The organism is Kineosporia babensis, assembly GCF_021129305.1.
GTDB classification, from domain to species: Bacteria; Actinomycetota; Actinomycetes; order Actinomycetales; family Kineosporiaceae; genus Kineosporia; species Kineosporia babensis.
The window spans coordinates 520,731-547,650 of record NZ_JAJOMB010000001.1; the positions used below are offsets into that span (position 1 = coordinate 520,731).

The 26,920-nt window shown below is 69.8% G+C and carries 33 protein-coding genes; 5 read left to right on the forward strand and 28 right to left on the reverse strand.

Translation table 11 applies throughout. The annotated features are described in order from the left end of the window. Positions 1-54: 54 nt before the first annotated feature. Both clpB and LR394_RS02375 read right to left on the reverse strand, forming a co-directional pair. On the reverse strand, positions 55-2,724 hold the full coding sequence (gene clpB / locus LR394_RS02370; RefSeq protein ID WP_231438644.1) for an ATP-dependent chaperone ClpB: 2,670 nt from the start codon (positions 2,722-2,724) through the stop codon (positions 55-57). Between the two features lie 153 nt (positions 2,725-2,877). Beyond that, positions 2,878-3,591: an LmeA family phospholipid-binding protein gene (locus LR394_RS02375; RefSeq protein WP_231438645.1), complete on the reverse strand. Its 714-nt coding sequence runs from the start codon at positions 3,589-3,591 to the stop codon at positions 2,878-2,880. 471 nt (positions 3,592-4,062) lie between these two features. Here LR394_RS02375 and LR394_RS02380 point away from each other — a divergent pair, with 471 nt between their 5' ends. After that, positions 4,063-4,665: an LURP-one-related/scramblase family protein gene (locus LR394_RS02380; protein ID WP_231438646.1), complete on the forward strand. Its 603-nt coding sequence runs from the start codon at positions 4,063-4,065 to the stop codon at positions 4,663-4,665. A gap of 10 nt (positions 4,666-4,675) precedes the next feature. Here LR394_RS02380 and LR394_RS02385 read toward each other — a convergent pair whose 3' ends face one another. The 13 genes from LR394_RS02385 to LR394_RS02445 form a co-directional block, all read right to left on the reverse strand. After that, the gene (locus tag LR394_RS02385) at positions 4,676-5,107 is read right to left on the reverse strand and encodes a hypothetical protein (RefSeq protein ID WP_231438647.1); all 432 of its coding nucleotides are present in this window, start codon (positions 5,105-5,107) and stop codon (positions 4,676-4,678) included. Further along, positions 5,107-5,706 carry a hypothetical protein gene (locus LR394_RS02390; protein WP_231438648.1) on the reverse strand — a complete coding sequence of 200 codons (600 nt, stop codon included), beginning with the start codon at positions 5,704-5,706 and terminating at the stop codon, positions 5,107-5,109. The genes LR394_RS02385 and LR394_RS02390 overlap by 1 nt, the downstream gene beginning before the upstream one ends. Next, positions 5,703-6,368 (reverse strand): hypothetical protein, encoded by a 666-nt coding sequence (locus LR394_RS02395; protein WP_231438649.1) that lies wholly within the window; start codon positions 6,366-6,368, stop codon positions 5,703-5,705. The genes LR394_RS02390 and LR394_RS02395 overlap by 4 nt, the downstream gene beginning before the upstream one ends. Further along, the gene (locus tag LR394_RS02400) at positions 6,365-6,976 is read right to left on the reverse strand and encodes a hypothetical protein (protein ID WP_231438650.1); all 612 of its coding nucleotides are present in this window, start codon (positions 6,974-6,976) and stop codon (positions 6,365-6,367) included. The genes LR394_RS02395 and LR394_RS02400 overlap by 4 nt, the downstream gene beginning before the upstream one ends. Further along, on the reverse strand, positions 6,973-8,091 hold the full coding sequence (locus tag LR394_RS02405) for an OmpA family protein (RefSeq protein WP_231438651.1): 1,119 nt from the start codon (positions 8,089-8,091) through the stop codon (positions 6,973-6,975). Before LR394_RS02405 ends, LR394_RS02400 begins: the two co-directional genes overlap by 4 nt. A gap of 14 nt (positions 8,092-8,105) precedes the next feature. Then, complete coding sequence (locus LR394_RS02410) at positions 8,106-8,480, reverse strand: hypothetical protein (RefSeq protein WP_231438652.1); 375 nt, start codon at positions 8,478-8,480, stop codon at positions 8,106-8,108. Between the two features lie 5 nt (positions 8,481-8,485). Further along, entirely contained in the window at positions 8,486-9,103 is a 618-nt protein-coding gene (locus LR394_RS02415; RefSeq protein WP_231438653.1) for a hypothetical protein, read from the reverse strand. Beyond that, positions 9,100-10,224 (reverse strand): OmpA family protein, encoded by a 1,125-nt coding sequence (locus LR394_RS42655; protein WP_231438654.1) that lies wholly within the window; start codon positions 10,222-10,224, stop codon positions 9,100-9,102. Before LR394_RS42655 ends, LR394_RS02415 begins: the two co-directional genes overlap by 4 nt. Before the next feature lie 14 nt (positions 10,225-10,238). Beyond that, complete coding sequence (locus tag LR394_RS02425) at positions 10,239-10,628, reverse strand: hypothetical protein (RefSeq protein WP_231438655.1); 390 nt, start codon at positions 10,626-10,628, stop codon at positions 10,239-10,241. A 394-nt stretch (positions 10,629-11,022) separates the two neighbouring features. Continuing rightward, complete coding sequence (locus tag LR394_RS02430; protein WP_231438656.1) at positions 11,023-11,235, reverse strand: hypothetical protein; 213 nt, start codon at positions 11,233-11,235, stop codon at positions 11,023-11,025. 1 nt (position 11,236) lies between these two features. Beyond that, positions 11,237-11,629 (reverse strand): hypothetical protein, encoded by a 393-nt coding sequence (locus tag LR394_RS02435; RefSeq protein WP_231438657.1) that lies wholly within the window; start codon positions 11,627-11,629, stop codon positions 11,237-11,239. A gap of 124 nt (positions 11,630-11,753) precedes the next feature. Beyond that, complete coding sequence (locus LR394_RS02440) at positions 11,754-12,044, reverse strand: DUF3592 domain-containing protein (RefSeq protein WP_331283034.1); 291 nt, start codon at positions 12,042-12,044, stop codon at positions 11,754-11,756. Positions 12,045-12,276: 232 nt separating this feature from the next. Continuing rightward, positions 12,277-12,606, reverse strand: a complete 330-nt coding sequence (locus LR394_RS02445; protein ID WP_231438658.1) for a DUF192 domain-containing protein — start codon at positions 12,604-12,606, stop codon at positions 12,277-12,279. An 84-nt stretch (positions 12,607-12,690) separates the two neighbouring features. Here LR394_RS02445 and LR394_RS02450 point away from each other — a divergent pair, with 84 nt between their 5' ends. From LR394_RS02450 to LR394_RS02460, 3 genes are read left to right on the forward strand one after another with little or no spacing between them, the layout of a single operon-like run. Further along, positions 12,691-13,983, forward strand: coding sequence for a hypothetical protein (locus LR394_RS02450; protein WP_231438659.1), 1,293 nt, complete (start codon positions 12,691-12,693; stop codon positions 13,981-13,983). Beyond that, entirely contained in the window at positions 13,971-14,561 is a 591-nt protein-coding gene (locus tag LR394_RS02455) for a hypothetical protein (RefSeq protein WP_231438660.1), read from the forward strand. Before LR394_RS02450 ends, LR394_RS02455 begins: the two co-directional genes overlap by 13 nt. Further along, on the forward strand, positions 14,561-15,505 hold the full coding sequence (locus tag LR394_RS02460; protein ID WP_231438661.1) for a hypothetical protein: 945 nt from the start codon (positions 14,561-14,563) through the stop codon (positions 15,503-15,505). Before LR394_RS02455 ends, LR394_RS02460 begins: the two co-directional genes overlap by 1 nt. Here LR394_RS02460 and LR394_RS02465 read toward each other — a convergent pair. The 10 genes from LR394_RS02465 to cpaB form a co-directional block, all read right to left on the reverse strand. Beyond that, the gene (locus LR394_RS02465; protein WP_269328478.1) at positions 15,495-16,217 is read right to left on the reverse strand and encodes a pilus assembly protein TadG-related protein; all 723 of its coding nucleotides are present in this window, start codon (positions 16,215-16,217) and stop codon (positions 15,495-15,497) included. The genes LR394_RS02460 and LR394_RS02465 overlap by 11 nt on opposite strands. A gap of 17 nt (positions 16,218-16,234) precedes the next feature. After that, positions 16,235-16,429 carry a hypothetical protein gene (locus tag LR394_RS02470; RefSeq protein ID WP_231438663.1) on the reverse strand — a complete coding sequence of 65 codons (195 nt, stop codon included), beginning with the start codon at positions 16,427-16,429 and terminating at the stop codon, positions 16,235-16,237. 88 nt (positions 16,430-16,517) lie between these two features. Beyond that, positions 16,518-17,165, reverse strand: a complete 648-nt coding sequence (locus tag LR394_RS02475) for a response regulator (protein ID WP_231438664.1) — start codon at positions 17,163-17,165, stop codon at positions 16,518-16,520. Next, positions 17,158-18,312, reverse strand: a complete 1,155-nt coding sequence (locus tag LR394_RS02480; RefSeq protein WP_231438665.1) for a sensor histidine kinase — start codon at positions 18,310-18,312, stop codon at positions 17,158-17,160. The genes LR394_RS02475 and LR394_RS02480 overlap by 8 nt, the downstream gene beginning before the upstream one ends. Further along, positions 18,309-19,214 carry a type II secretion system F family protein gene (locus LR394_RS02485; RefSeq protein ID WP_231438666.1) on the reverse strand — a complete coding sequence of 302 codons (906 nt, stop codon included), beginning with the start codon at positions 19,212-19,214 and terminating at the stop codon, positions 18,309-18,311. The genes LR394_RS02480 and LR394_RS02485 overlap by 4 nt, the downstream gene beginning before the upstream one ends. Position 19,215: 1 nt before the next feature. Then, a complete protein-coding gene (locus LR394_RS02490; RefSeq protein WP_231438667.1) occupies positions 19,216-20,130 on the reverse strand; it encodes a type II secretion system F family protein in 915 nt (304 codons plus the stop codon). Beyond that, entirely contained in the window at positions 20,127-21,443 is a 1,317-nt protein-coding gene (locus LR394_RS02495) for a CpaF family protein (protein WP_231438668.1), read from the reverse strand. Before LR394_RS02495 ends, LR394_RS02490 begins: the two co-directional genes overlap by 4 nt. Beyond that, on the reverse strand, positions 21,434-21,799 hold the full coding sequence (locus tag LR394_RS02500; protein WP_231438669.1) for a hypothetical protein: 366 nt from the start codon (positions 21,797-21,799) through the stop codon (positions 21,434-21,436). Before LR394_RS02500 ends, LR394_RS02495 begins: the two co-directional genes overlap by 10 nt. Next, on the reverse strand, positions 21,790-23,367 hold the full coding sequence (locus tag LR394_RS02505; protein ID WP_231438670.1) for an AAA family ATPase: 1,578 nt from the start codon (positions 23,365-23,367) through the stop codon (positions 21,790-21,792). Before LR394_RS02505 ends, LR394_RS02500 begins: the two co-directional genes overlap by 10 nt. After that, the gene (cpaB, locus tag LR394_RS02510; protein ID WP_231438671.1) at positions 23,364-24,122 is read right to left on the reverse strand and encodes a Flp pilus assembly protein CpaB; all 759 of its coding nucleotides are present in this window, start codon (positions 24,120-24,122) and stop codon (positions 23,364-23,366) included. Before cpaB ends, LR394_RS02505 begins: the two co-directional genes overlap by 4 nt. A 98-nt stretch (positions 24,123-24,220) precedes the next feature. Here cpaB and LR394_RS02515 point away from each other — a divergent pair, with 98 nt between their 5' ends. Beyond that, positions 24,221-24,739 (forward strand): hypothetical protein, encoded by a 519-nt coding sequence (locus LR394_RS02515; RefSeq protein WP_231438672.1) that lies wholly within the window; start codon positions 24,221-24,223, stop codon positions 24,737-24,739. A 70-nt stretch (positions 24,740-24,809) separates the two neighbouring features. Here LR394_RS02515 and LR394_RS02520 read toward each other — a convergent pair whose 3' ends face one another. From LR394_RS02520 to LR394_RS02530, 3 genes are read right to left on the reverse strand one after another with little or no spacing between them, the layout of a single operon-like run. Next, entirely contained in the window at positions 24,810-25,292 is a 483-nt protein-coding gene (locus LR394_RS02520; protein ID WP_231438673.1) for a heme-degrading domain-containing protein, read from the reverse strand. Positions 25,293-25,303: 11 nt separating this feature from the next. Next, positions 25,304-25,780, reverse strand: coding sequence for a heat shock protein transcriptional repressor HspR (locus tag LR394_RS02525; RefSeq protein ID WP_231438674.1), 477 nt, complete (start codon positions 25,778-25,780; stop codon positions 25,304-25,306). Between the two features lie 29 nt (positions 25,781-25,809). Continuing rightward, complete coding sequence (locus tag LR394_RS02530) at positions 25,810-26,877, reverse strand: DnaJ C-terminal domain-containing protein (protein WP_231438675.1); 1,068 nt, start codon at positions 26,875-26,877, stop codon at positions 25,810-25,812. Positions 26,878-26,920: the final 43 nt, after the last annotated feature.

Here is a 26,920-nt window from a genome sequence, read left to right on the forward strand (position 1 = left end):
CCAATGGGGGACGTCCCTACGCAACTTGCGTAGGAACGTCCCCCATTGTGGTTTTCAGATCGAGGGGCCGGACTCCAGCTCGATCAGGCCACCGTTCTCGTCCTGGTGCGGGCTCGAGCCGGGTACTGCCTCGACCGTCTCGCCGGGCTCCAGCCGGCGCACCACCAGACCGTCGGCCCCGGGGGCGGCGTCCACCAGAACCCCGTCGCCGTCGTGGATCTCACCGGCCAGCAACGCCTTGGCCAGCTTGTCGCCGATCTCGCGCTGCACCAGCCGGCGCAACGGCCGGGCCCCGTAGGCCGGGTCGTAGCCGGTCAGCGCCAGCCAGTCCCGGGCGCCCGCGGTGACCTGCAGCTCCAGCCGCCGGTCGGCCAGCCGCCGGGCCAGCAGACCGATCTGCAGCTCGACGATGTGCGAAAGCTCTTCCATCCCGAGCGGTTCGAACACCACCACGTCGTCCAGCCGGTTCAGGAACTCCGGCTTGAACACCGTGCGCACGCTGCTGAGCACCGCGTCCTTCTTGGCCTCGTCCGAGAGCGTCGGGTCGACCAGGAACTGCGAGCCCAGGTTCGAGGTCATCACCAGGATGGTCGAGCGGAAGTCGACGGTGCGGCCCTGGCCGTCGGTGAGCCGGCCGTCGTCGAGAACCTGCAGCAGCACGTCGAACACGTCGGGGTGGGCCTTCTCCACCTCGTCGAACAGCACCACGCTGTACGGCCGGCGACGCACCGCCTCGGTGAGCTGCCCGCCGCTCTCGTAGCCGACGTAGCCGGGCGGGGCGCCGATGAGACGGGCCTCGCTGTGCTTTTCGGCGTATTCGCTCATGTCGATCCGGACCATCGCCCGCTCGTCGTCGAACAGGAAGTCGGCCAGGGCCTTGGCCAGCTCGGTCTTGCCGACCCCGGTGGGGCCGAGGAAGAGGAACGAGCCGGTCGGGCGGTCCGGGTCGCTGATCCCGGCCCGGGCCCGGCGCACCGCGTCGGAAACCGCCCGCACCGCGCTCTTCTGGCCGATCAGCCGGCCGCCGATCACCTCTTCCATCCGCAGCAGCTTGGCGCTCTCGCCCTCCAGCAGCCGCCCGGCCGGGATCCCGGTCCAGGCCGCCACCACGTCGGCGATGTCGTCCGGGCCGACCTCGTCCTTCACCATCGGCTCGAGCTGGTCCTCGATGACCTCCTCGGCGGCCTGGGCCTCGGCGATCTCCCGCTCCATGCTCGGGATCTCGCCGTACAGGATCCGGGAGGCGGCCGCCAGATCGCCGCTGCGCTGCAGCTTCTCGGCCTGGCTGCGCAGTTCGTCGACCCGCTTCATCAGGTCGCCGACCCGGTTCAGGCCGGCCTTCTCCTGCTCCCAGCGCGCGGTCAGGCCGGCCAGCTGCTCGGAACGGTCGGCCAGGTCGGCCCGCAGCTTCTCCAGCCGCAGCCGGCTGGCCGGGTCGCTGTCGTGGGCCAGCGCCATCTCTTCCATCTTCAGCCGGTCCACCTGGCGGCGCAGGGCGTCGATCTCCTCGGGCGAGGAGTCGATCTCCATCCGCAGCCGGCTGGCCGCCTCGTCGATCAGGTCGATCGCCTTGTCCGGCAGCTGCCGGCCGGGGATGTAGCGGTGCGAGAGCGCGGCCGCGGCAACCAGGGCGGCATCGGTGATCGCGACCTTGTGGTGGGCCTCGTAGCGCTCCTTCAGGCCGCGCAGGATGCCCACCGTGTCCTCCACGCTGGGCTCACCCACGTAGACCTGCTGGAAGCGGCGCTCCAGCGCGGCGTCCTTCTCGATGTTCTCCCGGTACTCGTCCAGCGTGGTGGCGCCGACCAGCCGCAGCTCACCGCGGGCGAGCATCGGCTTGAGCATGTTCCCGGCGTCCATCGAGCCGTCGCTGCTGCCGCCCGCGCCGACCACGGTGTGCAGTTCGTCGATGAAGGTGACGACCTCGCCCTCGCTGGACTTGATCTCCTCCAGCACGGCCTTCAGCCGCTCCTCGAACTCGCCCCGGTACTTCGCCCCGGCCACCATCGCGGCCAGGTCGAGACTGATCAGCCGCTTGCCGCGCAGCGACTCGGGCACGTCACCGGCCACGATCCGCTGGGCCAGACCCTCGACCACGGCGGTCTTGCCCACGCCGGGCTCACCGATCAGCACCGGGTTGTTCTTGGTGCGGCGGCTGAGCACCTGCACCACCCGGCGGATCTCGGCGTCACGGCCGATCACCGGGTCCAGCCGGCCGTCCCGGGCCGCGGCGGTCAGGTCGACGCCGTACTTCTCCAGGGACTTGTAGGTGCCCTCCGGATCCGGGCTGGTGACCTTCGCGTTGCCCCGGACCTTGGGCAGCGCCTCGAGCAGATGCTTGCGGGTGATGCCCTTGAGGACGTTGTTGTCGCCGGCCGCGAGACCGATCAGCAGGTGCTCGGTGGAGACGTACTCGTCACCGAGCTCGCGAGCGGCCTCCCCGGCCGCGGTCATCGCCTGGTAGGTGGCGCGGCCCAGGTTGGGGGTGCTGACCGAGGCACCGCTGGTGCGCGGCAGCCCTTCCAGCGCGGCTGTGTTGGCGCGCCGCAGAGCCTGCGGGTCGGCGCCGATCGCCTGCAGCAGAGCCGGGGCCACGCCGTCGGGCTGCTCCAGCAGCGCACCGAGCAGGTGCGCCGGCTCCACCTGCGGCGCACCGTCGGTGGCCGCCCGCCGGACGGCGGAGGCCATTGCCTCCTGGCTGCGAGTGGTGAGCTTCAGATCCATGCTTCTCAGTTTCCTCCGCTTCGGCTGGCCGGATCGGTCACGATGAACAACGCGTACTTAGTTGAGTCTGTTCCGCTCAACTTTTATACCAGGGCACAACGAAAAGGGCCGCCGGAACCCCTTCGGAGTTCGGCGGCCCTGCGGCGGACTTGATCAGCCGAGCTTGACCTCGGTGGTGGTGGCCCGCACGGTGACCCCGTCCTGGCCCACCGTCACGTCCTGGGCAGTGAAGCCGAACGGCAGGTCGGGCAGGTGGTAGGAGCGGTTCAGCAGCGAGGCCACCTGCGGGCGCAGCTCGGCCGGGACGTCGGTGAGCGAGTCCTGGGTGAGCTCCAGCAGCAGGTCGCCGTCCTGGATCCGGACCGTGGCGGCCCCGGAGAGCTGGGTGCTGCCCAGCGAGTTCTGGTAGGTCCCGGTGATCGCCACCGAGCCGCCCTGACCCTGGGTGAACTCCACTTCCAGGCTGTTGTCGGGCAGGTTCTCGGCGACCACCGCATCGATCGAGGCGAAGCCGACCGTGGCGTCGGCCACCGCCGAGTCGACCGGGACGTCGCCGAGCCGGTGGTTGAGCAGGTCGCTGAAGCTGGCCGAGATCCCGCGCATCTCCACGTCGAGCTCGTCGACGGTCAGCCCGTCCTGCACCGTGAGGTCGTCGACCTTGGCGTTGACCTGCTCGTACTTACCTGCGGCGGCCTGGGTCAGCAGCGGGAAGCCGTGCACCTCGACCTCGGGACGCTCGGCCAGACCGGCCGCGCTCTGCACTCTGTCGGCCACCACGCGCTTGGCCGCCCACCAGGTCACGCGATCCACGATGACGAGCAGAACCAGCAGCACGAGGACGACCCCGACGAGCCGACGGATGATCACGACCAAACCTTTCGCGAGGGCGGGCAACCGGTGACGCCACCGGCGCACCGCCGGGTAACCGTGACATACCCGGGCCACCCAGTGACAGCCGGGGCCACTGGTCGGTATGAGATCGCGATCGGCCGCCGGCGGCCACTCAGGGACCCAGGAGTGCAGATTGGGGGCGGAGCCTGGGCGGCGCGCTCAGGTCGCGCCACCCAGACCCCGCGGTCGAGAGGACTCATGCGGGCCGTTGCCTCACGCAGAGTTGCCTTACCGCCGAGCTGGGTATTGGGTCGGTCCTGCCTGGTCGTTGCCGAACCGGAAGAACCGTGCAGGTAGAAGTTCTCAGATGGCCCATTCCGGCGTCAAGGTGTATTGGGGTCATATCGACGCGATCGCAGAGCTTGGTGACGTTCGGTAATAGCTGCGGCCGAACCGGACCTACGACACAATGACCGCCACCAAGCGGACATCTCACCTGGAGACCTGATGGTCACGGACCTACGCACGGCCGAGCGCTTCGCGGTGAACCAGAAGATCACGATGCTGGTCAACCGGTACGAAATCCGTGAGCTGCTTCCCGACGGCAGCACCGGCGACCTGCTGGCGTTCGCCCAGCAGAAGCGTTTCGCGTTCAAGGAAGAGGTCACGTTCTACGCCGACGAGAACCGCACCCAGGCGGTCTTCGGCTTCAAGGCCCGCCAGCGCATCGACCTGGGCGCCACCTACGACGTGCTGGACGGCGCCGGGCAGCCGATCGGCTGGTTCCGCAAGGACTTCGGCAAGTCCCTGCTGCGTAGTTCCTGGCACCTGGGCTTCGCCAACAGCCCGGTGGAGCTGTTCGGCACCGAGCGGAACAAGAACATCGCGATCGCGCGGCGGCTGTGGGAGTTCATCCCGTTCATCAACGATCTGCCCTCGCCGTTCCTGTTCCACTTCGACTTCACCGACCCCGAGGGGACGATCCTGCTCACCTCACAGCGCAAGCGCTCGCTGCGCGACCGCTACGAGGTCGAGGTGCCGGGCGCCCGGCTGGACGGGCGGCTGGCGGCAGCGATGGCCGTGGCGCTGGACGCGCTGCAGTCCCGCTGAACCCGGCTCCTCAAGGACGCTGATCCGGACCGGGCGACGGCCAGGTCCGGATCCGGCCGATCACGAACCAGCCGAGGCCGGCCACGACTGCCCAGATCAGGGCTTTGAAGGCCAGGTGTTCCGGAGCTTCCGCCAGGTATTCGGTGAGGGTCAGGCCCCCGGCGCTACTGGAGAAGTACGCGGCGGACCCCTCCACCGCGACCGGTACGCCCAGCACCGTGACGAGGTAGTGAACGGGCCGACGCTGGTGCGCGCCGTAGGCGAACACCGTCGCCGCCGCGCCGATCATCACGGTGTCGGGCAGGAACCGGGCCAGCCGCGCCGTATTTTCGGTCATGTCCAGTTCCGGTCCCAGCGCCGCCAGGTAGAGCGCACCCAACGCCACTGCGCCCAGCACCGCGGCCAGCCAGCCGCCCAAGGTGACGATTCCGGAGCGCAGCATCAGCGCTCGACCGGCGCGGTCAGCGGCGCGAAGCCGGGGATCGACAGCTGCACCTCGTCGACGGATTCGGGCAGGGCCGGGAAGAGCAGACTCATCTCGATCCCGCTCGGCCCGACCGTCTCGGGGAAGCGGCCACAGGTGCAGTCCCAGGAGCCGCCGGCGGCCCCGGTCCACTGCGCGCTGCGCACGGTCTGGCCGCCCGCCGTGAGGACCGCGGTGCGGAAGCCCGCGTCCCCGCCGTCCGCATAACGGCTGCGGCTCAGTGCGTGCTCCGACTCCGCGCTCAGCACGAACCGCACGTGGGTGGAGGTTTTGCTGACGTCCACCGCCAGGATGTCCAGGGTGCCGGTGTCTTCGTAGGTCTGGTAGTTGTCCGAGTTGAGGGCGTAGATCACGCCCTGCGCCGAGGCCACCGGCTCGCCGCGCTCGGGGGTCTGGGCCAGGTACCGGTCGGTGGCTTCCTGGACGGCCAGTTCCTCGCCGCCGCCACGCCATCTGGCCAGACCGTCGCTGCGCAGAAACACCGTCGCGGCCACCGCCACCACGGCCAGGCCGACCAGCAGCACCAGGCCGATCCGGCGTACGTCCCGGCTGATCACTGCTCGTCCTGCGACTTGGTCACCAACGGCCGGACCGAGTCCTCAGGGGCGGACGACTGCGCTGCCGCAGTCTGATCGATCAGCGGCCAGGCCGAACCCAGCTGCAGCGGTCCTTCCTGCAGGGTGGCCGGTTCCAGTACGCCGTCCTCGATCGGCAGATCGTGCACGATGTCGCCGTGGCCGATCATCAGGTCCACCGTCTCCAGGTCCCCGGGCAGTTCCGGCAGCACCGCGAAGAACGTGTAGAAGTTGCCGCCGGGCTGGTCCGAGGGCCAGGCCACGGACGGCGAGACCATCAGCTCCTCACTGCCGTACTTGTTCTGCCGGGCCAGCGGGGCGTAGATCTTCTCGCCGGAGTAGTCGACCAGCCGCACGCTGCCGACGCTGCCGGAGGCCTTCGAGGCCCGGTCGTAGGCGGTGGCGCTGAAGCTGGACCAGCTCTGCGGCTCGGCCCCCTGGGGCAGTCCGGCCGAATAGTAGACGACCGTCGCACCCGGGATCCGGCGGACGCCGTGCACCAGGACGGTGGCCTTGACCGCCTCGGACTCCATCTCCTGGCTCAGGACGGTGGATCCCACCACTCGTACCTCAGGCACTGCCGGATCCGGGGCCCCGGCCGAGGTCAACGCCCCGACCAGAGCCAGTGCGATCACGTGCTTCACGGTGCTCCTACTCGGTTGACCGGCGCCGTCAGCGGCACGAAGCCCGGCACCTTGAGCTGGATCTCGGTCACGTTCTCGGGCAGCACCGGGAAGAGCAGGCTGACCTGCACGCCCCGGTCGTCGATCACCTCGGGCCGGCGCCCGCAGGTGCAGTCCGAGCCGAGGTCCTTGGCCCCGGTCCAGCGAGCCCCCGACATCGACAGGTCGGCCTGCTCGGCGATCAGCCGCACGGTGTTGAAGCCGTGCTGGGTGTTCTCGACGTAACCGCCCAGATCCAGCTTCAGTTCGGTCTGGGCGCTCATCGCGAACCGCACGTGCGTGGAGGTCTCGCTGACGTCCACGGCCAGGATCTCCAGCGTGCCCGGGGCCTCGAAGTCGCTGCCGCCCGTAGCCGGCCGGGCGTAGATCACGCCGGAACTGCTGGCCACCGGTTCAGGCCGGACCGCCTCGGCACTCAGAAAGCGTTCGGTGGCCTCACCCACGGTCAGGTCCCCGGTGACGGCCTGCTGCTGCGGAACGGTTTCCGGCTCGTCCCGGAAGTAGAAGACGGCTCCGATGCCCACCAGCAGCGCCAGAACGAGCGCGACCGGGACTGCTACCCGCTTCATTTCGCACCCTCCTGCTTGAAGATCACGCTGACCCGGCGGTTCTGCTTACGTCCGGCCTCGGTGCTGTTGTTCGCCACCGGTTCTTCCGCGCCCCGGCCGGTCATCTTCAGCCAGGTGCCGGGAACCTTCACGAGCGGGGTCAGGGCCTCGCCCACAGCCCGTGCCCGTTCCCTCGAGAGCTTTAGGTTGTGCTGCTTACTGCCGGTGCTGTCGGTGTGCCCGACGATCAGGATCTCCCCGCCGTCGGCCGATTCGTTCAGCTTGTCGGCCACCTGCTGCAGCACCTCGGATGCGGCCCCGTCCAGCTCGGCGGAGTCGACGGCGAACAGCACGTCCGACGAGATGTCCACCGTGACGGTCTCTTCCGTCGTCTCCTCGACCACCGTGCCGTCGGCGTTCGCGACGCTCAGGGTGAGCGGGCGGATCGAGTCCTGCGGCCGCAGCGAATAGGCGGCCTCGGCCTGGTCGATCGGGTTGACCTGAGGCCAGGCCTCCCCCATCCGGATCGGTTCTTCCTGCGGCACCGACGGCTGCAGCAGCCCTGTCCCGATCGGCACGTTCTGCACCACGTCGCCGTGGCCGACCATCACGTCCACCGTGCTGAGTTCGGCTGGCAGTTCGGGCATCACCGCGTAGAACGTCCAGAAGACGCCGCCGGGCTCGTGCGCGGGCCAGGACCGGGCGGGCGAGGCCAGCAACCGGCCCGACGAGGTGTCGTTGTCCGCGAAGAGCGGCGTGTAGATCTTCTCCCCCGAGAAATCGACCAGACGGACGGCGCCCGCACCACCCGCGGTGATGTTGCGGTCGAGCGAGGAGGAGTTGAACTTGTAGAGGGCCTGCGGATCGGCACCTTCGGCCAGACCGGCCGAGTAGTAGACCACCGTTGCCCCGGCGATCCGGCGTACGCCGTGCACCAGAACCGTTGCCGTGGGCTTGGTCCCGTCCATCTCGTCGTAGAGCGTCGTGGAGCCCAGCACCGGCACCTCCTGCGCGCTCAGCTGCTCGGCCGGCATCGCGGTGAGGGTGGGGGTCGGTGTGCTCGAGGCCTGCGCGGACGTCGGCACCAGCAGCACCGCAGCCAGGCCGGCCACACCGAGGCTCGTTCGCAAAGACATTGCTGCTCCTCGCATCAGCGCAGGTTGTCGCGCGCCGAGCGCATCTGGCGCCGCTGGGCGAGCAGCAACGCCGCCCAGGCCTGCGGATCCTCGGCCCGCACCCGCACGCTCTCGGACCAGGTGAAGAACTGCTGGGCCAGATCGTCCATCGAGTGCACCGGATCCGGTGCGCCGCCGTGCCGGAATCCGCCGTCTCCGGCGTGATTCAGGTTGGCGCCGTACAGATCCCAGAGCCCGGCGTCGGCCAGCGCGTCCGAGACCACCGCGGTACCCTCCACCCAGGGTGCGGCCAGCGCGTGCACCTCGTCCCGGGACCGGCTGCCGTTCAGCAGCTCGTGCCACCAGGTTCGGACGGTGTCGACGTCCGGCATCGCCGGCTTCTGAGTCATCGGGTTCACTTCCTGGTGACGGGTGCGGTGACGGGATCGAAGCCCGGGTAGGAGACCTCGATCTCGGTCGTCTCCTCGGGCAGAGCCGGGAAGATCCCGCTCAGTTCCATCGGCTCGGGGGTGAACCGCTGGGGCAGCGAGGCACAGGCACACATCGAGTAGAGGCCGTTGTCGGAGCGCCAGGTGCTGCGCAGCAGCTTGAGATCCTGCTGCGGCGCACTGATCTCCAGGGCGGATTCACGCAGGCCGAACTTGCTGGCGTAGTTGATCGCCCGGACATCACTCGCCTGCTCGGCCACCACCGAGACCCGAACGTGAGTGGACGCGGGGCCGGCCGTCACCTCATGAACCCGCAGCGTTGCCGGGATCTCGGCGACCTCGCCCTGCTTGCCGTTCTGATAGCCGTAGAAGAAACCCTCACCTGAGGCCAGGACCTCCCGCGCAGGCGGGCCGTCAGCCAGGTACAGCTTCTCCAGGTCGGCCACGGACGATCCGCTCGAGCGCTCTTCCTTTTCGGTGGTCACCGGTGCCGGAGTATCGGTTCCGAAGGAGCAGGCGGACACCGCACCCAGCAGGAGCGCAACCGTCGCAAAGGCAACCCCGGTGCGCAGACGCGTCCTCAATTCTGCTCCTTCGGCGCGAAGACAACACTGACGCGGCGGTTCTGCCGACGTCCCTCCGCCGTGCTGTTCTCCTCCAATGGCTCTCGCGCGCCCTTACCGGAGATTCCGTAGGTGACGCCGGGAACCGTGATCAACGGCTCGAGTGCCTGGGCCACCGCACGAGCCCGGCGCTTGGACAGCTTCTCGTTGTGCGCGGCCGTGCCGGTGCTGTCGGTGTGCCCGACGATCTCGATCTCGCCGCCGGCCGCCGAGGAGTTCACCTGAGCCGCAGCTTTGCTCAGGGCCTGGTCGGCGTCCGGGCCGAGCTCGGCCGAGTCCACTGCGAACAGCACGTCCGAGGCGATGTCCACCGAGGTGTCCTCGGCGCTGCTGCGCTCGGTGACCGTGCCCTCGATGTCCGAGGTCTCCAGGTGCAGCGACATCACCGACTCGGCCTGGGTGGCCGCCGCGGCGGAGACGTCGGCCAGATCGATCGCGGGCCAGCCCTCCCCGAGCCGGATCGTCGGGTTCTCGTCGTCCTGCACCACCGCGGGCTCCAGCACGCCGTCCTCGATCGGCACATCGGGCACGATGTCGCCGTTGCCGAGCTGGATGTCGATCGCGCTCAGGCTCTGCGGCAACTCGGCCATGACCAGGTAGAAGGTGTAGAAGGTGCCGCCCGTGCTCTCCGGTGGCCAGGCCCGGTAGGGCGAGACCAGCAGCCGGTCGACGCGCTCGTCCCCGCCCTTGGGCAGGTAGAGGGGCAGGTAGGCCTTGCGGCCGTCGAAGTCGAGCAGCCGGATGTTGCTGAACGACGAACTGCCCTTGATCCGGTCCAAGTGGTTGCGCTTGAAGTTGCCCCACGACGCCGGACCGCTTCCGGCCGGGATCCCGGCCGAGTAGTAGAGCACCGTGCCGCCCGGGACCCGGCGCAGCCCGTGCACCAGCACGGTCGCCTGAACTCCCTGGATCTCCTCGTCACCGGTGATGATCGCGGCGCCCCCGGTGATCGTGGTCCGGCCCAGCACCGGCACCTCGGCCGCGGCGCGCGCAGCATCGGCCTCAGCTGTGGAAGTCGGGGTGGGGGTCGACGTGGCCTGCGCCGGGCCGGAGACCAGGGTCAGCGCCAAAGCCGTTGCCACGGCGGCTAAAGCCTTCACCTCGGCCCTTTGAGGTAGCTCTTGGCCGCCCGCTGGTTCACCAGGATCAGGATCGCGATCGGCAGGATCAGCGAGGTCAGGCCGCGCGGATCGCCCTGGCCCAGCGCACCGAGAGCCATGAAGATCAGGACCGAGGCGATCACCACGATCCAGATGAAGGTCTTGCGGTTGCCCCGATGCACCCGCCGAGCCAGGAACAACGCCACTACCGACGGCCAGGTGCCCCAGGTCAGTGCCCCGAGCTCTTCGGCGCCGGTCTCGAACAGAGCCACGTACAGCACGGCCGACAGCACGCCGAGAATCCCGACCGCGTACAGCAGACCGCGTACCCAGCGCAGCGACTTCGGCATCACCCGGGGCGGCTGGAACTGGTCGTACTCACTCACGAAGGACTCCTCCTGGACGCTGAAACCGTGGGTCCGGCCGATCAACCGTGGCCCGAGGCCCCTCGCGACTGCCCGCCCGCACATGCCCCCCGGCGGCGGCTCACTCTAGAGAGCCGTCCAGCGGCTGAACACTTCCCGTGAACGACGTCACGTCCGATGCGGGCGATTCGCGACCCTTGGTCAGGCCAGGTCTACACACCGTGGAGAATAGGACGCTGGTCCGAAAATGCTTGACTACTTTGCGTTTACCAGCGCCAAAGCCCGACAAATCAGACCCGGGGAATGAACTGTTCACCGCGGCAACAGTATTGGCCGGCGACGTCCCTCCGAAGTCGCCGGCCAATACCTTGCTTCCCCGCTCCGGGCAGCTTATCGGAACGAAAAGCGCTGCGCCTCAGGGAAGCAGAGCCAGGATCAAGAACACAGCGAGGATCCCGGTGACGATGAAGGCGACCGTGCCGTGCCGGTCCACCACCGTCACCTGGGCCTGGAAGCGCCGCGGATCGTTCTGCCGACTGCGGCGCAGCAGACCGGTCCCCAGGCTCAGGATCAGCAGTCCGCCGAGTACGGCGCGGACCATCAGCATGGTGTTGTCGGTGTCGTACATCTCAGCGGTAGGCCGCCGGCTGCGCGGCCCGCCGAACCGGCACGAACCACAGGGCCACCGCGACCGCCACGACCGTGATCAGCCAGGTGAACGTCCGCTGGGTCACGGTGTTGCCGGCCACGTCCACGCTCAGCCAGATCCACACCGAGAGCAGGTGCCACAGCAACGACACCAGGATCGCAGACACGGCAAAGCCCGCCATGGAGGGCCTCTCGGCGGCCCGGCGCCGGTACAGCAGTCCGGCCGCCGCCACCGCTAGTGCGTGACTGCCCAGGTTCATCACGGTCGCCGTGCCGTCCGACATCACCGTGTCGCCCCAGAAGATCCCGAGCACCAAAGAGTAGGCCACGAAGATCAGGCCTGCAGCCAGCCAAGAGCGCAGGAAGATGGTCATCTGCAGTTCGTCCTTCGGTTGCGGTCGCCGATCGTCGGATCGGTCGCATCGTCGCCCATCAGTCGCGCTTGGCGAAATCCACCATCGGACGGGCGCCGTCGGAGGTAGCCCCAGGAAAGAACTTTCACGCCGCTCCCGTGAGAGTAGGTAGCAGCAGGAGCAGGCCTACGAAAGCGACCAGCGCGGCGGCGGCGACGAAGCAGAGGCTGCCGTGCCGCTCGATCCAGATCACCTGGACCTGAAACTGCTCCGGGTGCTCCGGGTCGTACCAAACCGGTACCTTTCGGCCGCTCACCGGTATCGTGATCTTCACTCCGCCACGGCGCCTGAGGTGAAAGGTCTGCCCCTGGGCAGTCGTGTAGCGCACCACAGGCTGAAGGTTGCCGGTTCCGGCCGAGTTCAGGCCCGGCCCCACTGTAAAGACCTAACCAGCGAAAATGCAGGCCAAGTGAAGGGCCTCACGTCCGATGCGAGAACCTGATGACCCACGGTCAGAAATCTCTTACGGCAGGTCCGGGATTTGAACGGGAGTCCGAGACGGAACGACCACACAGCGTCCACAGCTTGCCAGCCGCCACGGGACCTATCTGAGCCGGGCCGGCGCACCTTCGCCGGCTGGGCTCTGAAACCCGGCAGCCGACTGACGATCACGAATCCAGACTGAGCACGCTCCCCGCCACGATCCCCCAGGCCGCCGCCCGCCCGGCCTCAAGCTCCAGAATCCAGGCCGCGCGCAGTCGGGGCAGACCCAGACGGTTGCGCGGCATGGTCGTCACCGCGATCACCCGGCCGTCGCGCCGCACGTAGACCACGTCGATCGCGAACCGCATCCCGAACGTGTGCACGCTGCTGCCCGGCATCAGCACCAGGCCGGTCCCGATCCCGTCGCGCCCCAGCAGCCCCTTCGAGCGCTGCCGGTAGCTGGTGGCCACCTCCACCCGGGCGATCTGGATGCCATCGAGCCGCAGTCCCGCCATCACTCGTCCCTCATATCAGTCGCAAAGGTAACAATCACGCGAATCGCCACCATGTAATCGTCCGGTACGGCACAGTGACCAGTGATGAGCCTGATCGTTCGTCGCCCGGACCGAACGGCGCTCCCGGACGCCGGCCCCTCGCCCATCCGGTACCTCGCCGTGCTCAGCGGCAGTTGCCTGGCGGTGCTGGTCACGGCGGTGCTGATGCCGCTGGCCGGGCACGGGGTACGCAGCGCCTTCTGCGCCGAGGACGACTCGGCCTGCCGTGCCCCGGCCGTGGCCGCGGTCTCCTGCCGGGTGCTCAGCCACGCCGACGTGGTGCCGGACGACGCGGTGGTGTTCACCGACGATCTGGGCGGCTCCGGGCGGCTGACGCTGAGCCGGACGGTGGACAAGAACGCGGTGGTTCACTGGTTCGTGCGGCGCGACGACGTGCCCGGTTCGGTGCGCGGGGGTGAACTCACCGAGTTCCCCACCGAGAGCGCGGCGCGCGCCTACATCACCGCGGCGCAGCACGAACCGGTCCGGCTAGGGCTGCAGGAGGCGGATCCGACCGGGTTGCTGGCCCGGATCGCCGACACGGTCGACGGCCATCCGCTGCCCCGGGCGATGGTTCCCGAACCGCACGCCTATTTCGTGGACGCGGGTTCGGCTCTGGATCTCGGCGCGCAGGCTCGTTCGGGAGTTGGCGGTAGCATCATCAGTGGCGGGGTGAGCGGAGTGGCCGAGGTTCGGGTCACCCGCCAGGACTCCCCGGCTACAACCATTTTCGTGGAACTCACCAGTGAAGCGGCCGAAGCCTTCGGGCTCGGCTCGGGCGCCGGCAAGACGGTCGCCGGGGTCACCTTCGACGACCTGGGCCGACCCCGGCAGTTGGTGGTCGAGACGGCGGGCCGGTTGCGGGGGTGGCTCGGTCCCACCGCCGAGGCACCAACGCGTCTGCTGGGAACGCTTTTGGACGTCCACCAGGCCGACGATTCCTCGGATCCGGCTGAGCCGGCAGCGAACCAGGAACCCGAACCGTTCACCGGGCGGGCGGTGATCCGGATCGACCTGATGCGCACCGAAGTCGCCGACGCCGCTGCCGATGCCCTGCACCGGCTGGGGATACCGCTGCTGCTGAACCTGGGCGACACCGACCTGCGTCCGGACTCCGTCCTGGCCGAAGATCCGGTGCAGGAGCTGTACGAGTTGCTCGACTCCGGATCTCCGGGTGGCTCTTTCACGGTGAGTGCCTACCGGACCAGCCCTGGCGATGCGACCGAGGCGGTGCTGGGGATGCAGGGTGGGCTGACCGTGCGCGGGGCCCTGCCCGGTGACGACTTCTACTACGCGCCCGGCCAGGGGCTGGTCAGGTGGCAGACGTGCGCGTCCTGATCACGGCCGTGCTGATCCTGCTGCTGGCCGGATGTTCCAGTCCACCGGTGCGCGAGCGCGACCCAGAACCGTTGAACGACGGCCGTAAGCAACTACTGCCGTTGTCCGGTCTGAAGCACTACACGGCGGGTTTCGGATCGCTGAGTTTCCAGCTTCCGGAAGACGTGGACTACGAACCGCTGAGCACCAGCGCCGACGAGCAGGGGGCCGAGGTGCGCACCTGGCGGGCTCCGGCGCCGGACGGTCAATGGTGTGTGGTGATCGCCGGTGAGCAGCCGGATTACCGAGGGGCCTTCCCCGCGGCGGCGATTGCGGCGTTCGCGGCCGGCCGCGAGCCCGGCGGCGAGATCAGGCTGAACGAGCCGATCGATCCGGTGCCCGGCACGATGTCCGGAGTCAGCCAGCACAGCCAGTACCCGATCATCCCCGGCGATCTGAGCAGTGCGCCGGGTGCGTTGTTCGTCCGGCAGTTCCTGACCGAGGAGTCCACCCTGATCTCGCTGAACGTGGCCGGGCCGGTGAGCACGATCGCCTCGTGCCGGCTGGAGGAGATCGCCTCCACCCTGCAGAGGTCGTGATGAGCAGCCACGCCGAACCCCAGCGGCCGCAGCTGCCCGGGCCGCAGCCGATCAGCGGCCAGGCCCCGATCACCCAGCCCACCCAGATCCTGCGCCAGCCGTTGCGGCCGGCGCTGCGGGAACGCCCGAGCCGGATCCTGCTGGCCGACGATCTGAGCACCTGGGCCGAGGAGTCGAGCCCGGGCGGCCTGCTGCGGATCTCGTCGGCCACCCGGCTGGCCCGGCTGGAGGATCTGGCCGGCGACGGCGCCCGGCTGATCATGCTGTGCAGCGAGGGCGCCGAGGCCGAGGTGAACCGGCAGATGGCGCTGGCCCGGGCCGCGCTGGAGGTCGAGATCACGGTGGTGGCGCTGCCCGGCGGCCCGCTCGGCCAGTACGCGGTGGCCCGGATCACCGAGCAGGCGCTGAGCGTGGCCGGACGGCCGACCTCGCTGGTGGTCTCGATCCTGCCCACCCTGGCGGCCGAACTGGTCAACGTGGCGGTGCTGCACTCGGTCACCGGGCTGGACATCCCCGGCGTCGGGGTGGGGCATCACCTGGCTTCGCTGCTGCCCGGGCAACGCCAGTTCGCGGTCCAGCTCACCCCGCACCCACTCGTCCGTTCGGTGTCCAAAGATCTTCTGGCCGAGGGCTTCACCCGGGCCACCTTCGGCACGATCGAGTCCCGGGTGCTGATCGCCGGCCCGCTGGCCCTGCCGCCGCAGCTCGAGGTCCTGACCGGGGTCACCGACGTACCGCACCGGGTGCGCACCGAACTCGACCTGGCCGGGTTCTGGGGCGACGAAGAGGCCACCGAGATCGTCGCAGTGCCCAAGGACCCGGCCGCCTGGATTGCGCAACGCGTTCCGGTGCAGCCGCATTCGCCCTGCGACTGGTGCGGGGCGGCGCTGGCCACGTCGGCCTCGCGCTGTGTGTTCTGCGGCTACGTGGTGGTCAGCCGATGATCTCGATGCGCATGCTCTCGCGGACCGCGTCGAGCACCTCGTCGGGCGGCCCCAGCACGATCGACACCTCCGGGAACGGCAGGATCTCGAGGACTTCCAGGTGCATCGCGTCGGCGAAGGTGAAGCAGTCCGAGTCCGTCCCGAACCGGGCCATGGTGGTGTCGATCAGCCAGTGCGCCAGAGCCGTCCGGTTCAGCTGACCCAGGTCCGGGCACTGCTCGAAGACGATCCGGGTGGTAGCGGCGGCCTGGGCCCGGGAGCCCTGCACATCGGCCGGCCCGTCGATCACCTGCCCGGGCGGGGCCAGCACCCCCACCTGAACCCCGTCTCCGGTACCGGCCAGATAGACGTCCCCGCAGCCCAGACCGGCTGAGTGCGGGTTGTCGCCCCAGTTGCGCTGGGCCGCTGCGCAGGCCGCGCCGGTGAGGTCTGCCTCGAAACCGCCCAGCGGCGCGAACAGCAGGTTCAGGCGCCAGGGGATCTCGCCGGCCGACTGCAGGATGGCCGCGTCACGCATCTGATGGGTGGCCGCCACCGCGGCCGAGTCGGCGGCCGTCTGGGTCTGGGTCTTCTGCTCCGAGGCGCTGCCCACCTGGGCGAAGAGCAGGCCGAGAAAGAGCAGGGCGGCCACGACGAGGAGGAGGGCCGGCGCGATTTGGCCCTCCTCCTCTTCTGGACGACGTCGGGGCCGCACGGGATGCGGTGACTTCATCCGGTGCGGCCGCGTCGTCAGCCTCCCGCGCCGAAGATCTCGTTGATCTTGTTGGTGATGTTCGTGGCGATGGTCTGCCCGATGTTGCTGGTGGCGATCGCGACGATGATGATCGCCACGATCACGACGATGCCCATGTACTCGGCCGCGGTCTGCCCCCGCTCGCGCCCGCCCACGTGACGCTGCAGGCCGCAGTAGAAGCGGATGATCATCCGGCACTCCCCTCGTTGTCGCCGAACGCTAGGGCCAACCACCAATCCGGGACGAGGGCCCCCGGGCCCAGTCGCGGGCCCAAAACCCTCATCGCGCGGTACCCACCCACACCGCCACGGCCTGGGCCCGGGACGTCACCCCGAGCTTGGCGAAGATCCGGTTTACATGGTTCTTCACGGTTTTCGGGGCCAGGAACAGCAGCCCGGCGATCTCGCCGTTGGTGCGCCCGGCGGCCAGCAACTGCATCACCCCGGCCTCCCGCTCGGACAACAGCGCAGCCACCGCCGGATCGGCCGCCGGTACGGCCTCGGGCGGCGGCGGGGTACCGGCCAGCACCCGCACCGCCGAGGCGCTGAACACCGACCCACCCCCGGCCGCGGCCAGAATGTTCTGCACCACCGCGTTCTCGTCGAAAGTGCCGTACACCAGGTAACCCCGCGCCCCGTAACGCACCGCCGCCCGCACCGTCTCGTCCTCCTCGGACGAGGTCAGCATCAGCACGCAGGTGAAGGTGGCCAGCTCGGGCAGCACCTCCAGCCCGGAGGTGCCCGGCATTCGCACATCCAGCAGCACCACGTCGGGCTTCAGCTCCCGGGCCAGGCGCAACGCCTCGCTCCCGTCCGAGGCCTCACCCACCAGCTGCGTGGCCGGATCCGCAGTGAGCAGATGGCGCAGGCCGATCCGGATCACCGGGTTGTCGTCGGCCACCAGGACCGTCACCGGATGCTCAGCCATGGCCGGGCAGAACCAGCCGCACGGTGGTACCCATCCCCGGACTGCTCGTCACCTGCAGACCTCCCCCGCTGCGGTTCGCCCGCTCGGTCATCCCGAGCAACCCGAAGTGCCCCGGATGCCCGGCCGAGACATCAAACCCGCGCCCGTCGTCCGTTATCTGCAGGACCACCTCACCACCGGAGGCCGCCAGCGTGAGCGTGACCAGATGCGCCTGCGCGTGCTTGACCACGTTGTGCAGCGCCTCCGACGTCACGGCCAGCATGGTGCTCCGGCCCGCCGCATCAGGCCCGGCCCGAGGCGACTTGCGCTCGTCGTGCACCTCGACGCTCAATGGATGCCCGGCAATGGCCACCCCGGCCCGCTCCTGCAGCGCCTGAACCAAGCTGCTGGAACCGTTTTCGCGCAAGCCCTGAATCACCACCCGCGATTGCCCGGCCAGCCCTTCGGCGGTCTCCCCGATCACTCCGGCCGCCTCCCGGGCCGACCGCAGATCACCGCGCTCCAAGGAGCTGCGCAACGTCTGGCTCAAAAGCCATACCCCGTGCAGATCCTTGGTCAAAGAATCGTGCAGCTCGCGAGCCACCCGGAGCCGTTCTTCCCGAACCGCAGCCGTGCGCCGCAACTTCCACAGCTGGCTCGCGGTTCGCTCCTGCTCGTTCAGCAGCCGACGCAGGGCCACCCCGGCCGGACCCGCCGCCAGAACCAGCGCCGGCAAAGTGATCGTGGTGTGAAAATCGCTGCCGCCGGGCACATATCCGGCCTGAAACACCAGCAGCACACCGTACGTCAGGGCCCCGGCCAGACTGACCGCCAGCACCGGCCGCGCGCGATGAATCAGGCCGGCCAGCACCCCGCCCGCCACCACGTACAGCACCATCGGGGTACCCAGCCCGGCCAGGCCCAGCGCGATCAGCGCCACCCCTTGGTCGAGCACCAGCACCAGTGGCCGCCGGGCCCGTTTCAGCAGCGTCCAGTAGCGCAGCGCCAGGTAGTTCAGCGCCATCATGATCAGCAGTACCAGGATCAGGGCCACGGCCGGGTCGTGGTTGGTCCGCAGCGCCACCACACTCAGGCCCGGGGCGGCGATCCGCGGGATCAGCACGTACTGGGCCAGCCGCCCCACCGCGTCCGGGGGCGGGCCGTTCATAGTGAACCCAGATCCACGTCGGAGCCCAGGAACAGGGCCAGCACCAGCAGCGCCACCACGGCCGGCATGATCACCATGGTGATGATCAGGCTGACCCGGGGTGCGGCCCGGGAGGCCCGGCGCCGGGCGATCTGGGCGAACTCGCGGCGCATGTCCTCGGCCAGCTGGTTCAGCGTGTCGGCGAGCGGGGCCCCGAGTTCCTCGGCCTGGATCATCGCGGTGACGAACAGGCCCATCGTGGCCGAGCGGGGGTTGCGCTCACGCAGTTCGAGGAAGGCGTCGCGGCGGCGGACCCCGACCTCCATCCGGTGCATCGTCCGGCGGACCTCCTCGGCCAGCGGTCCCTCCAGGGTTTCGCCGACCCGTTCCATCGCCGCCCGAAAGCCCAGCCCGGCCGTGACGGTGATAGCCAGCACGTCGAGGAAATCCGGCAGTTCCAGCTCGATCCGGCGTTGCCGGCGCTGCGCCTCGCTGTACAGCCAGACCGAGGGGTAGACCAGGAGCAGCAACGCCGCCGGCAGGGCGAGGAGCGGCAGTTCCCGGATCAGCAGCGTGAACCCGCCGAGCAGGGCCAGAACGGCGTAGGCGCCCTGCAGTTCGGCGAATCCGGCGACGTCCATGTTGCGGGGCTGGCCGGCCGCCGCGAGCAGGTTGCGCACCTCCAGCCGCCAGCGCGGGCCGAGCATGCCGCTGATCGCCGGACCGGTGCGCCGGCCGAGCAGCCGGTAGGTACCGGCCACCAGCGGGATCCGGGCACCGACCGGTCCGCGGCCGACCATCGGCAGGGAACCGGTGTCCAGCAGCGACACGTCGGGCGGGGCCTTCAGCAGCTGCCACCCGTACAGGCCGAACAGGTACACCAGGAGTCCGCTGAGGGCGAAAGTGACCGCGGTGGTGTTCATCTCAGATGTCGATCCGGGTGGTCCGGCGGATCATCCAGAACCCGCCCGCGTACATCACCAGGGCGATCACCAGGATCACCTGGCCGATCAGCGAGGAGGTGACCTTGTTCAGGGTGCCGGGGGCGATCACGTTCATCATCAGCAGCGAGCCGGCGCCCAGGAAGAGCACGATCCAGCTGGTGAACACCGCTCCGGACAGCATGGTGCGGACCTCGCGGCGCAGATCCTTGCGGGCCTCCAGGGTCTCGGACATCCCGCGCAGGGCGGTGACCACGGCACCACCGGCCCGGGCCTGGATGATCAGGGTCCGGGTCAGCAGCGAGAGCTCGCGGCTCGGCAGGCGCTCCTGCAGGTGGTCCAGCGCGTCGTTCAGCGGGGTGCCGATGTCGAGCTCGTGGGCCAGCCGGGCCATCTCGGTACCGGCCGGATCGTCCAGGTCCTCCCCGGCCATCCGGATCGCCGAGCGCAGGGCGAGCCCGGCCGAGGTGGCGTTCGAGAGCACCCGCGCCACTTCCGGCAGCTGCCCCACGAACTCCTCCCGCCGCCGGGCCTCGCGCCGGTCCAGCACGGTCAGCGCCAGCCGGACCGCGGCGGCCGCCGCGAACAGGGCGAACCACCAGCTCAGCAGGCGGGAGGAGAAGACGAAGGTGAGCCCGGCCAGGGCGGCCAGGGCCAGCCAGATGTCGGCCATCCGCCAGCGCACGCCCGCCCGGTCCAGCCGTAGCTGCAGGCGGCGCCCGTGCCAGGTGCGGCGCAGCCGGACGTCGAACCGGTTGATCCAGCGGGCCGACGAGCGCTCGACCACGTCCAGGGCGGTGCGCTGGGCCAGGGTCTCGCGTTCGTTGGTGCCCAGAACCCACTGCCAATAGCCCAGCACGGCGATCGCCAGTACGCCGAAGGCGGCCCCGAGGATCATCGCCGGTACTCCAGGAACTGCGGCGGGATCAGTTCGCCGCGCACGATCAGCCGGTCGGCCAGGGCGGCGGGCAGGCGGTGGCAGATGAACCGGCCGTTCACCACCCGGTCGGCGCCGGTCGGCTCGGCCTCGAAGTGCATCAGCCGCTCCAGCCGGTACTCCTCGCGGCGTTTCGAGGTCACCGCGATCACCTCGACCACCCGGCGCGAGCCGTCGCCGAAGCGGGAGAGCTGGATGATCACGTCGATCGCGTTGTTGATCTGGTCGCGGATCGCGGCGAAGGGCAGTTCCAGCTCACTCATCGTGGCCAGCGTCTCCAGCCGGGAGACCGCGTCCTGGGTGGAGTTGGCGTGCACGGTGGCCAGCGAGCCCTCGTGGCCGGTGTTCATCGCCTGCAGCATGTCCAGCGTCTCGCCGCCGCGGACCTCCCCCACGATGATCCGGTCGGGCCGCATCCGCAGGCTGTTGCGGACCAGGTCGCGGATGGTGATCTCGCCCCGGCCCTCGATGTTGGAGGGCCGGGCCTCCAGGCTGACCACGTGCTCCTGCTCCAGCCGCAGCTCGGCCGCGTCCTCCACCGTGATGATCCGCTCGTGCGCCGGGATGAACGCCGAAAGCGCATTCAGCATGGTGGTCTTGCCGGTACCGGTACCACCCGAGATCAGCACGTTGAACCGGGCCCGGACCATCGCCGCCAGCAGCATCGCGGTGCTGGTGTCGACCGCGCCGATCTCGGCCATCCGGGCCATCGGGATCGGCGCCGGGAAGCGGCGGATGGTCAGCGTGGGCCCGGTGAGCGCAAGGGGCGGGATGACCACGTTCACCCGCTCACCGCCGGCGAGCCGAGCGTCCACCATCGGGCTCGACTCGTCCACCCGGCGGTTCACGGTGGAGACGATCCGGTCGATGGTCTGGTAGAGCTGCTCCTCGCTGGCGAAGGCGAAGGGGGCGCGTTCCAGCCGTCCCGACCGCTCGATGTAGACGTCCTTGGGCCCGTTCACCATGATTTCGGTGACTGACGGGTCGGCCAGCAACGGCTCCAGCACGCCCAGGCCGAGCGAGTCGTCGATCACCCGGCGGATCAGCTGGGTGCGTTCGGTGCCCGAGAGCATCGGGCCCTCGCGGCTCAGGATCCGGGCCAGCACCCGTTCCAGCCGGGTGCGCCGCTGAGCCGGTTCCAGCGACGAGAGTTCGGCCAGGTTGAGCTCTTCCAGCAGGGCCCGGCGGTAGCGCTCGACGTGCGCCTCGAACTGCCGGGCGGCATCCTCCCGGCTGCCCCGGTCGCCGGCCGAGCGCAGATCTTTCAGCCCCACGGCGGCACCGCCTGTTCCGACTCGAACCAAGCGGTTCGGGAGACCTCCGGGCCGACCGACAGACCAGGGACGATGATCGGCATCTGGAGTGTCACCCGCACCGACGGGCTCTCCCCGCCTTGCAGCGAAACCTGCATCCCGTCCTCCAGCCAGTCCGGAACCGAGCGCCGGGCCGAGGTTTCCGGATCACCGTCGCCCTGGCTGACGGTTCGGGCCGCGGCCCGGGAAGCTGCGCTGGCCGCCTGCACGGTGGCGGCGGCAATGGTGAGCTGCAGGGCGGCGAGCAGGCCGATGGCCAGGTAGGGAATCGCCCCCAGCAGCTCGATACTGGCCTGCCCCCGGTCTTTTACGGCCATCTGCCCTCGAATCGCATCTGCGCCGTCGAGGTCGCGTTCAGCGCATCGCCGAACAGCGCGGCCACGCCGGGGATGAAGGCCGGGGTGGTGACCTGGACGGTGACCTCGGAATCGGGATCGAACCAGCGCGGATCACCACCCCCGCCGCCCAGCGTCACCTGGGCGCCGTCCTGCCAGGCTCCGGGCAGTTCGGCTCGGGCCCGGGCCTCGATGTCGCCGAAGCCGTACTCCGGTGAGACCGCCACCCGGGCCGCCGCGCTGGCCGCCTGCCCGGCCAGCACATGGCTGTAGCCGATCATCACGCCCTGCACCAGGCAGGCCAGCAGAATGCCGATCAGCGGCAGCAGGCCCATCAACTCGACCGCCGCCTGCCCAGCGTCCCGTTTCCGAGCAGCCCTCCGGCCCGTCGCCGCCACCGGTTCGGCGGGCTGCCGGGCGCCCAGCGATTCGGCCACCCGGGCCAGCGCGCGGCGAGTGTCCCGGTCCACCAGCCGCTGCGGCTCGCCGGTGTTGGCCGCAGCCTCGAAGGCCCGGAACGCGGCCGGCACCCCGAACTCGCTGATCGGCAGCCGGGCCAGGCGGGCGGCCAGGTCGGGCTGCACCTCGACGCCGCGCGAGATGCGGTTGAGCAGCACCGTCACGTCTTTCTCGGGCCGTAGCCGCAGCCTTTCCCACAACTTGGCGGTGCGCCGGCAGCCGCGCATGCTCAGCACATCCGGGGTGGCCACCAGCACCGCCCGGTCGGCGATCTCGACCGCCGAGGCCCCGGCCGGAGTGAGCACGCTGCCCAGGTCCAGCACCACCACGTCGAAGCGGGACTTCAGCGCGCCGATCACCGCCCGGCCCACCGCCTCGGTGATCTCCTCGCCCCGCTCCCCCTCGCGCGGGGCGAGCAGCACGCTCAACCCCGAACTGTGCCGGAACAGGACGTCGTCCAGGGTCTGCGCGGAGATCTCCCCGACCAGGCCGATCAGGTCGGTGATGTCGCGGCGATGGGTGATGTTGAGCAGCGTGGCCAGGTCGCCGCTCTGCAGGTCCAGGTCGACCAGACAGGCCCGGCGCCCGGCGGCCGCCGCCTCCAGAGCGGTGTGCACGGCGATGGTGCTGGTGCCGACCCCGCCCTTGCTGCCGGCCAGGGCCAGCACGTGGCCACTGCCGAGCACCCGGGCGTTGTCCCCGGCGATGTGGCTGCGCACCAGACCGGCCCAGGCGGCGGCACTCTCGATCCGCTGGCCCAGGTCGTCGATGGTGAAGCCGAGCGGGGCGATGCTGCGAGCCCCGGCCTCCATCGCCACCCGGAACAGCTCCGGGTCGGAGGTGGAGGACAGCAGCAGGATGCCGACGAACGGGTCCTGCCGGGCGATCTGCCGGATCAGGTCGAGCACCGGTATCGGGCCCAGGGTTTCGGAGACGATCAGCACGTCGGGCTGGAAACCCGCCACTGCGTCGGCCACCTCGGCCGAGGTGGCGCTGACGTGGACCAGTTCGTCGCCGAGTTCCTCGGCCACCGACGAAACCCGCTGCACCGTCAGGTCGTCCGCGCTACCGAGCAGCAATCTGCGGTTCATGGCCCGTTCCCCGCCGCTTTGGTGGTGCCCAGCATCTTCTGCCCGTCCAGCACGTCGGCGGCGCCCGGCTGCTTGGACCGGGTCCCCGGGGCGACCAGGGCCAGGCGCACCTTGGTGGCGAAACTCTCGGCGTAGGTGACCTTCAGGCTGTCGTCCCGGTCGAGCGCGAAGGTCACCGGCACCACCTCGTTCTGCTGGAAGTCGCCGGCCTCCTGATCGGGTGCGTCGACCCGCTGCAGCGCCCCGATCGCCAGCACCTGGGCGTTGCTGACGATCACCCGGGCCTGGTCCACGTCCTGGGTGGCGCCGTCGGAGTTGGTGCTACGGACCTTGAAGGTGCCGTAGATGTCGACCAGGTCACCCTTCTGGATCTTCCCGGCCACCCCGGTCTCGGCGTCGATCAGGATGGCGATCTCGCTCTGCCCGGGTTGCAGCTCCGGCGGCGAGGCGGCCATCCCCTCCTGCAGCATCGCCCCCTCGGGGATGTCGGTGGTGGCGACCAGGCCGCGTGAGGTGTCGAACGACTGGATCGCCGCCTCCGGCAACCACTTCGAGGGCAGCTCGACCTCCTCCACCGCATCCTCGGTGATCGGCTCGTTCTTGGCGACGTCGCTGGTGAAGCGGTAGCTGGTGGTCATCGGCCCGACCTGGCGGCCGATGTCGGTGACGTAGCCGGCGATCATCACGAACACCGCGACCGCCCCGAGCACGGCGACCGCCATGAGCAGCACGCCGCGCCGCTGTCGCGGATTCATCCCTGCCACCCTCCAGCGCGTAAACCACCAGGTTGGGCCCTCAATGGGCCCGGCCGGGCCCCGTCAGTGACCTTGAGTTGAAGTAAGGTAACAGAGGATTGTGTAATCAAACGGGCAAAGCCGGAGAATCGGTCATCGGTCGTTACCTGAGCGACACCCCTCGTAGCGGCGGGACACCTCTGTCCCGCCGCTGGTGGTCGTTCCCGGAGGAGGACGGGGCCGAGCCCACCCCGGCCCGCATCCTGATCGGCACCAGCATCGGCCTGGCCACCACCGTGGTCGCCTTCCTGGTGCCCCAGACCCTGCTGATCGCGATCGCCTTCGGCACCGCCGACTACACTTCCGGGCGCGCCGGCGGCATCGGCTTCACCCTGCTGTCCGTTCTGGTGGTCGGGTTCGCCTGCAGCTCAGGGGCATTCGTGGCGGCCCGGGAACTGCGCCGGGCCGAGCTGGATCAGCTGGACAGCCTGCGTACCGCGCTGGTCCCACCCGCTCTGGTGGCCGTGGGGATCGCCGTGCACGGTCTGATCGGCGGCGGTGGGTGGCCGGGTTTTCTCTTGCTTCTGGGGACGTCTTTGCCGGCGATCGCGTTCAGTGCTCGCTGGGGCGCGCGGTAACCGTTCAAAGCAGAGGACGTCGGTGACCGGCCCGCGCGGGCCGGTCACCGACGTCCTCTGGTCGGGTTTCTCAGTTCTTGCTCAGGTCCTCGAGGTACTGCTCCAGCCCGGCCACCACCATCATGTGGTCCTCCACCTCGGGCAGGCCGGAGACGGTGACCGTGCCGACCGTGCCCACCCCGTGCACGTGCACCGGGAACGAGCCGCCGTGCGCCGCGTAGCGCTGCGGGTCGAGCCGGAAGCGCTCCTCGAAGCTCACCCCGTCGGCCGCGGCCCGCCGCCCGACCAGTAGCGAGGACTGGCCGAAGCGGTCCACCACCGCGGCCTTGCGCAGGATCCAGGCGTCGTTGTCGGCGCTGGTACCGGGCAGGGCGTAGTGGAAGAGCTGCTGGCCGTTGCGGCGCAGGTCGACCGTGACCGGGGCGCGGCGGGCGGCGGCCAGCTCGACCAGGATGATGCCGATCTGCCAGGCGTCGTCGTTGTCGAAGCCGGGCAGCCGCAGGCGACGCTCCTGATCTTCCAGTTCCTCGATCAAGGCATCAAGTTCGCTCATGCTGCTCAGTCTTACCGGCTCGGCCGCCAGACGACCAGCGCCGTCGAGGTGGTGGGGCGCTGCGGGCGCCGGCCCGGGGGCACCGCCGTGATGTCCCCGCCGGGCCCGGCCGCGAACACCCGGCCGCCGCTGCGCAGCTTGGCCTGGGCCAGCCGCAGTTCGTCGATCAGCTGGTCGAGCTGTCCCCGCAGGGCGCGGTTCTCGTACTCCAGCTCCAGGATCCGCTTGATCCCGGCCAGGTTCACGCCCTCCTCCTGGGAAAGCCGTTGCACCTCACGCAGAGACGCGACGTCACGGGCGGAGTAGCGCCGGCCCCGGCCGGCCGACCGGCCCGGGGTCACCAGGCCGAGCCGGTCGTACTGCCGCAGGGTCTGCGGGTGCATCCCGGCCAGTTCCGCGGCCACCGAGATGACGAAGATGGGAGCGTCCGGGTCGACGTTGTAGTCCACTTTGACCCGGCGGGTGCGGGCCTTGCCTTCGTCAGCCATGACCTGGCCTCCGTGTCGTTGCGAACCGCTCAGCGGGAGTCGTCGAGATGGGCGAACAGATCAGCCCTCGGGTTCTCGCCCGAGGTGGCCTCGGCGAAGGTGCGCAGCGCCTCCCGCGCCTTGCCGTCGACCCGCTGCGGCACCGCCACCTGCAGCATCACCAGCAGGTCACCGGTGCGCTTGGCAGTCTTCACGCCGCGGCCGCGGGCCCGCAGGGTGCGCCCGGACGGAGTGCCCGCCGGAACCTTCAGCTTCACCCGCGAACCGTCCGGGGTGGGTACCTCGATCTCGGTGCCGAAGACCGCCTCGGGGAAGGTGACCGGCACGGTGATCCGCACGTCGGCGCCGTCCAGGGTGAAGATCGGGTGCGGCTCGACCGAAACCGTGACCCACAGGTCGCCCGGCTCGCCCCCCATCTCGGAGGTCTTGCCCTTGCCGCGCAGCCGCACCTTCTGGCCGTCGCGCACCCCGGCCGGGATCCGCGCGGTGATGTTGCGCAGGCCCGACTGCGGGTCGTCGACCCGCAGGTTCAACTGGGCCCCCTCCATCGCCTGACGGAAGGTGAGGGTGGCGGTGGCGTTCAGGTCGCCGCCGCGCATCGGACCGCGCGGGGAACGGAAATTGCCGTTGCCGGTAGCACTTCCGGGCGGGAAGAGGCCGCTGAGCATGTCCTCGAAGATCGGGGACTCAGCTCCGCCGCCGTACGCCCCGGCCCCGGGGCTGTAGCGCACCCGCTGCTGGCCACCGGCGCCGGGCATACCGCCGCCCTGACCGAACAGGTTGCCCAGCAGGTCCTCGAAACCGGCGGCCCCGCCGCCCGCGGTCGGCCCACCGCCGCCGGCCGTGAACCGCGCACCGCCGCGTGACATCGCGCGGATCGCGTCGTACTGCTGGCGCTGTTCCGGGTCGGAGAGCACCGCGTACGCCTCGCCGACCTCCTTGAACCGCTTCTCCGCCGCCGGGTCACCCGGATTGGCGTCCGGGTGGTGGGTGCGGGCGACCTTGCGGTACGCCTTCTTGATGTCCGCCGCGGTGGCGTTCTGCGGCACCCCGAGGACGGAATAGAAGTCCTTTTCGAACCAGTCCTGGCCCGCCATGTGTCTCTCTCCTAGCGCCGCCTACCCGAACCGGCCCGGGAGA